Source organism: Streptomyces sp. GC420, from assembly GCF_009916105.1.
GTDB lineage: Bacteria > Actinomycetota > Actinomycetes > Streptomycetales > Streptomycetaceae > Streptomyces.
In genome coordinates this window covers 1-5,289 of record NZ_JAAAXQ010000473.1, presented here as the reverse complement: position 1 = coordinate 5,289, position 5,289 = coordinate 1, and the positions used below count along the sequence as shown (strand labels likewise).

Annotated in this window: 3 protein-coding genes; 2 read left to right on the top strand and 1 reads right to left on the bottom strand. The window is 71.4% G+C overall.

From position 1 onward, the window contains the following. Window positions 1-452: 452 nt before the first annotated feature. A complete protein-coding gene (locus tag GUY61_RS34250; RefSeq protein ID WP_166634220.1) occupies window positions 453-2,717 on the bottom strand; it encodes a (Fe-S)-binding protein in 2,265 nt (754 codons plus the stop codon). Between the two features lie 346 nt (window positions 2,718-3,063). Here GUY61_RS34250 and GUY61_RS34245 point away from each other — a divergent pair, with 346 nt between their 5' ends. Then, window positions 3,064-4,077 (top strand): NAD(P)-dependent oxidoreductase, encoded by a 1,014-nt coding sequence (locus GUY61_RS34245; RefSeq protein WP_166634219.1) that lies wholly within the window; start codon window positions 3,064-3,066, stop codon window positions 4,075-4,077. A 10-nt stretch (window positions 4,078-4,087) separates the two neighbouring features. Beyond that, window positions 4,088-5,263, top strand: coding sequence for an undecaprenyl/decaprenyl-phosphate alpha-N-acetylglucosaminyl 1-phosphate transferase (locus GUY61_RS34240; RefSeq protein WP_166634218.1), 1,176 nt, complete (start codon window positions 4,088-4,090; stop codon window positions 5,261-5,263). The last annotated feature ends 26 nt before the right edge of the window (window positions 5,264-5,289 follow it).

Sequence of the window (5,289 nt, the reverse complement as noted above, 5' to 3'; positions counted from 1 at the left end):
GCCGGGCGGCGGTGACGGGGGCGTGGCTGCCTGCGGCGGTGTCACCGGACACCGGCCCGCAGCCGGGGAGCCCGGCCACCGTGAGCAGCAGCAGGGCGGTCCCTGTCACTCGTTTGCGCACAACCCACCTCGTCAGTCACTCCGGCGTCAAGCCGTCCCATCATGCTCCCAAGTGACCGGAGCGTTAATACGGGGGACCGAACCTGCTCCGAGTTGTCACACATCGCGTGACAGGTCCGGTCACGCCGCCCGGTCACACACCCCCGCAGCCCCGGGACGCCGCCGTACGCGCGGCCCAGGCTGCCCCACTGCCGGGCCGCACCCGCCGACCGCACGCGCCGCCCAACGCCGACGGCCGGGCCGCGTCGGAGGTGTTCCGACGCGGCCCGGCCGTCGTCACGGTGTGTCCGCCGCCGCGGGCCCGCACGCGGGCCCGAGCGCCGTCCGTCCGGTTACTTCACCGGCTCGGGCTCCGGCTCGTTCGCGTCCTCAGCTTCGTCCGCCGGGTCGATCGGCGTCTTCACCGAGTCGAGCAGCAGCTGCGCCACGTCCACGACCTGGAGGGACTCCTTCGCCTTGCCCTCGCCCTTCTTCCCGTTGACCGAGTCGGAGAGCATGACCAGGCAGAACGGGCAGGCGGTGGAGACGATGTCCGGGTTGAGGGACAGGGCCTCGTCGACGCGCTCGGTGTTGATGCGCTTGCCGATCCGCTCCTCCATCCACATCCGGGCGCCGCCGGCGCCGCAGCAGAAGCCGCGCTCCTTGTGGCGGTGCATCTCCTCGTTCCGCAGGCCCGGCACCTTGGCGATGATCTCGCGCGGCGGTGTGTAGACCTTGTTGTGGCGGCCCAGGTAGCAGGGGTCGTGGTACGTGATCAGACCCTCGACCGGGGTGACGGGGATCAGCCTGCCCTCGTCGATGAGGTGCTGGAGCAGCTGGGTGTGGTGGATGACCTCGTACTCGCCGCCAAGCTGCGGGTACTCGTTGGCGATCGTGTTGAAGCAGTGCGGGCAGGTCGCGACGATCTTCTTCTTCGACTTCTCGACCTTGACGCCCTCGTCCTCGTCCTCACCGAATGCCATGTTCAGCATCGCCACGTTCTCCGCGCCGAGCTGCTGGAAGAGGAACTCGTTGCCCAGGCGGCGGGCGGAGTCACCGGTGCACTTCTCGTCGCCGCCCATGATCGCGAACTTGACGCCCGCGATGTGCAGCAGTTCCGCGAAGGCCTTGGTGGTCTTCTTCGCGCGGTCCTCCAGGGCGCCTGCGCAGCCGACCCAGTACAGGTAGTCGACCTCGGTGAGGTCCTCGATGTCCTTGCCGACGACCGGCACCTCGAAGTCGACTTCCTTCGTCCACTCCAGGCGCTGCTTCTTGGCCAGTCCCCAGGGGTTGCCCTTCTTCTCCAGGTTCTTCAGCATCGTGCCGGCCTCGCTGGGGAAGGCGGACTCGATCATCACCTGGTAGCGGCGCATGTCGACGATGTGGTCGATGTGCTCGATGTCCACGGGGCACTGCTCCACGCACGCACCGCAGGTGGTGCAGGACCACAGCACGTCCGGGTCGATGACGCCGTTCTCCTCCAGCGTCCCGATCAGCGGGCGCTCGGCCTCCGCGAGCGCTGCCGCGGGCACACCGGCCAGCTGCTCCTCGCTCGCCTTCTCCTCGCCCTCCATGGTCTTGCCGCCGCCGGCCAGCAGGTACGGGGCCTTGGCGTGCGCGTGGTCGCGCAGCGACATGATCAGCAGCTTCGGGGAGAGCGGCTTGCCCGTGTTCCAGGCGGGGCACTGCGACTGGCAGCGGCCGCACTCGGTGCACGTGGAGAAGTCGAGGATGCCCTTCCAGGAGAACTGCTCGACCTGGCTGACGCCGAAGACGTCGTCCTCGCCCGGGTCCTCGAAGTCGATGGGCTTGCCGCCGGAGGTCATCGGCTGGAGCGCGCCGAGCGCGGTGGATCCGTCGGCGTTCCGCTTGAACCAGATGTTCGGGAAGCCGAGGAAGCGGTGCCAGGCGACACCCATGTTGGTGTTGAGCGAGACCGTGATCATCCAGATCAGCGAGGTGCCGATCTTGATCATCGCGGTGAGGTAGACCAGGTTCTGGAGCGTGCTCACGTCCAGCCCGTCGAAGGCCGCGACCAGCGGGTACGAGACGAAGTACGCCGCCTCGTAGTGCTCGACGTGGTGGATCGCGCCCTCGAGGCCGCGCAGGGCGAGGATCGCCAGGCCGATGGTGAGGATGATGTACTCGACGAAGTACGCCTGCCAGGCCTTGGAGCCGGCGAAGCGGGACTTGCGCCCGGCCCGGGAGGGCAGGCTCAGCAGCCGGATGGCGATCAGCACCAGGATGCCGACGACCGTCATCAGGCCGATGAACTCGATGTACATCTCGAACGGCAGGAAGCCGCCGAGGACCGGAAGAGTCCAGTCGGCCTGGAACAGCTGCCCGTAGGCCTGGGCGAGGGTCGGCGGAAGCGTCAGGAAGCCGATCGCGACGAACCAGTGCGCGAATCCGACGATTCCCCACCGGTTCATCCGGGTGTGGCCGAGGAATTCCTTGACCAGGGTGATCGTGCGCTGCTTCGGGTTGTCGGTGCGGCTGCCCGCGGGCACCGGCTGACCCAGCTTCACGAAGTGCCAGATCTGCGCGACGGCTCGCGCGATGAGCGCCACGCCGACCACGGTCAGGACCAGCGACACGATGATCGCGGCGAGTTGCATGCGGGACTCCTCGGGCCTGCGAGGTGAGGGATGTACGGATCGTGGGTTACTGCGATTACTAAGCGGTAACTTAATGCAGTCCGAGCCGAGACTACCCACTCTCGGCTCCGCAATGTAGCCGCGCACGCGGTGATCTGTGTCGCTGAGGGTGGCCTTCCTCTCGCATCCCTTTGACGCGGGCGGCACACCGGACTCGGCGGCGGCCTCGCACCGCGCGGGCGAACGCGGCGCGGGCGGCCCGGGCCCGGCGGCGTCCATCGGTGTGACTCATTCGTGTCATTAGCCTCAAATACGGATATACAGGTCTAGCTTATGGGTGGCCTACCCGCGACCGAATGGGCTGCTCATGACATCCACGACCTCCGCGAGTTCTCACTCCACCTTCCTGGTGACCGGCGGCGCCGGATTCATCGGCTCGCACCTCACCGACGCCCTGCTCGACCAGGGCCACTCCGTCCTCGTCCTCGACGACCTCTCCACCGGCAGCGAGGCCTCCCTCGACGCGGCGGCCGGCCGCCCCGGCTTCCGCTTCGTCAAGGGCTCGGTCCTCGACCGGCTGCTCGTCGACGAGCTGACCGCGCAGGTCGACACCGTGGTGCATCTGGCCGCCGCCGTCGGGCTGCCGCCCTTCGCCGAGCGGCAGCTGCACTCCTTCACCACCTCCATCCGGGGGACGGAAACGGTCCTGGAGGCCGCGCACCGGCACGGCGGCCGCAAGGTGCTGCTCGCCGGCACCTCCGAGATCTACGGCAAGAACCGCTCGGGCCCGATGGCGGAGACCGCCGACCGGGTGATCGGTGACACCGGCTCGGCCCGCTGGTCGCACTGCACCGCCAAGGCCGTCGACGAGATCCTCGCCTCCGCCTACCACCGGGAACTGGGCCTGCCGACGATCGTCGTACGCCTCTTCAACACGGCAGGGGCCCGGCAGGGCGCCGGCCGCGGGGCCGTCGTCCCCACCCTCGTGCGGCAGGCCGTCGAGGGCACCCCGCTCACCGTGCACGGCACCGGGCGGCAGCGGCGCTGCTTCACACACGTCGCCGACACCGTCGACGCGCTGGTGAGGCTGCTGGAGCACGACGAGGCGGTCGGCGGCGTCTTCAACATCGGCAGCGACGAGGAGATCGGCATCGCCGAGCTCGCCGCCCGCATCCTGCGGCGTACCGCCAGCAACTCGCCGATCCACCTCGTCCCCTACCCGGAGACGTACGGACCCGGCCACGAGGACCTCGAACGAGGGCTGCCCGACACCGCCAGGATGCGCAGGCTCACGGGCTGGCGGCCGCAGCGCGGGCTCACCGAGATCCTCGACGACACGATCGCCGAGGCCCGCAGCGGTCTCGTACCGGCACTGGTCTGAGGGCGCCGCCGTGCTGTACGGAATCGCCGCCGCGGGCCTCGCCCTCCTCCTCACCACCGCGCTCTGCGACTTCCTGCGCGGCCTCGGCCCGCGCGCGGGACGGATCTTCGGCGGCATCGCCCTCCTCGCCGGGGCCCTCACCGCGGCCGCCTTCGGACTGTGGGGCGGGGAGACCGGTCTCGGGAACGGCGGCCAGGCCCTGCTCCTGGGCACCGGCGCCGTCGCGCTGGTCGGCCTGGCCGACGACGTACGGCCGCTGCCGGCCGTCGCGCGCGCGGTGGTGGTGGCCGCCGGCGCGGTGGCCGTGGTGTACGGCGCCGGGCTCGGCGTCCTCCAGAGCGCGGCCGGAGTCCTGTGGATCGCCCTGGTCAGCACCGTCTGCCACAAAGGCGGCCCGGACGGTGCCGCGCCCGCGGTCGTCGGCGCCGTCACCGCGCTCGGCCTCGCCGCGTGCGCGGTCGGCGCGGACCGCGGCGGCCTCGCACTGCTGCTCTGCACCGTGGCCGCGGCGCTCGGCGGCTTCCTGATCGCCGCGGGACGGGCGGACGGCCCCGTCCCGTCCCGGCCGGCGGACGCCCGCGCGGTGGTCCCGCCCCGCGGGCCGGTCCCCCGTTCCCGCCGGAAGCCCTCGCTCCAGGGCGAGGCGGAGGCGGCGAGCAGCAACTGCCCGGCCCGGCGCCCGCACCGGACCAGGCGGCTGCTGCTCGGCGGCTGCGGACGGCTGGCCACCGGGTTCCTGCTCTCGTCCGCCGCCGTGCTGGTTCAGGCGGGGATGCCGACCTGGCGGGGCGCGGCCGCACTGCTCACGGTGAGCGCCGTGCTCGCCGCCGACATCGTGCTGGTCCTGCTCGCCCGGCACCGCGCGGGGCGCCCGCTGCTGCGCGGCGGTCCCGACCACTTCGCGCACCGTCTGCGCCGCCTCGGTCTCACCTCGCAGGGTGTCGCCGTCGTCCTCGGACTCTTCGCCCTGTGCGGCGGCGTGCTGGGCATCCTCGTGCACCGGGAGTGGCTGACGCCGGCCGCCGTGCTCCCGCTCGCCGGAGCCGCCGCGCTGTCGGTGGTCCTGCTGCTGCGGGCGCCGCAGCCACCGCCCGTGCGCGGCTCCCGGGCGCGGCCTCGCACCCGCTCCCGTGCCCGTGTCGTCCCGCCGCGTCCCTCGGGCACGGCCCACCCGGTGGGCGGCTGACCCGGCCACCCGATCCCCGCCGTCCC

Bases quoted from the DNA above. Each gene is read 5' to 3' on its own strand.
- GUY61_RS34245 (WP_166634219.1), top strand. From the start codon at position 3,064: ATGACATCCACGACCTCCGCGAGTTCTCACTCCACCTTCCTGGTGACC.
- GUY61_RS34250 (WP_166634220.1), bottom strand. From the start codon at position 2,717: ATGCAACTCGCCGCGATCATCGTGTCGCTGGTCCTGACCGTGGTCGGC.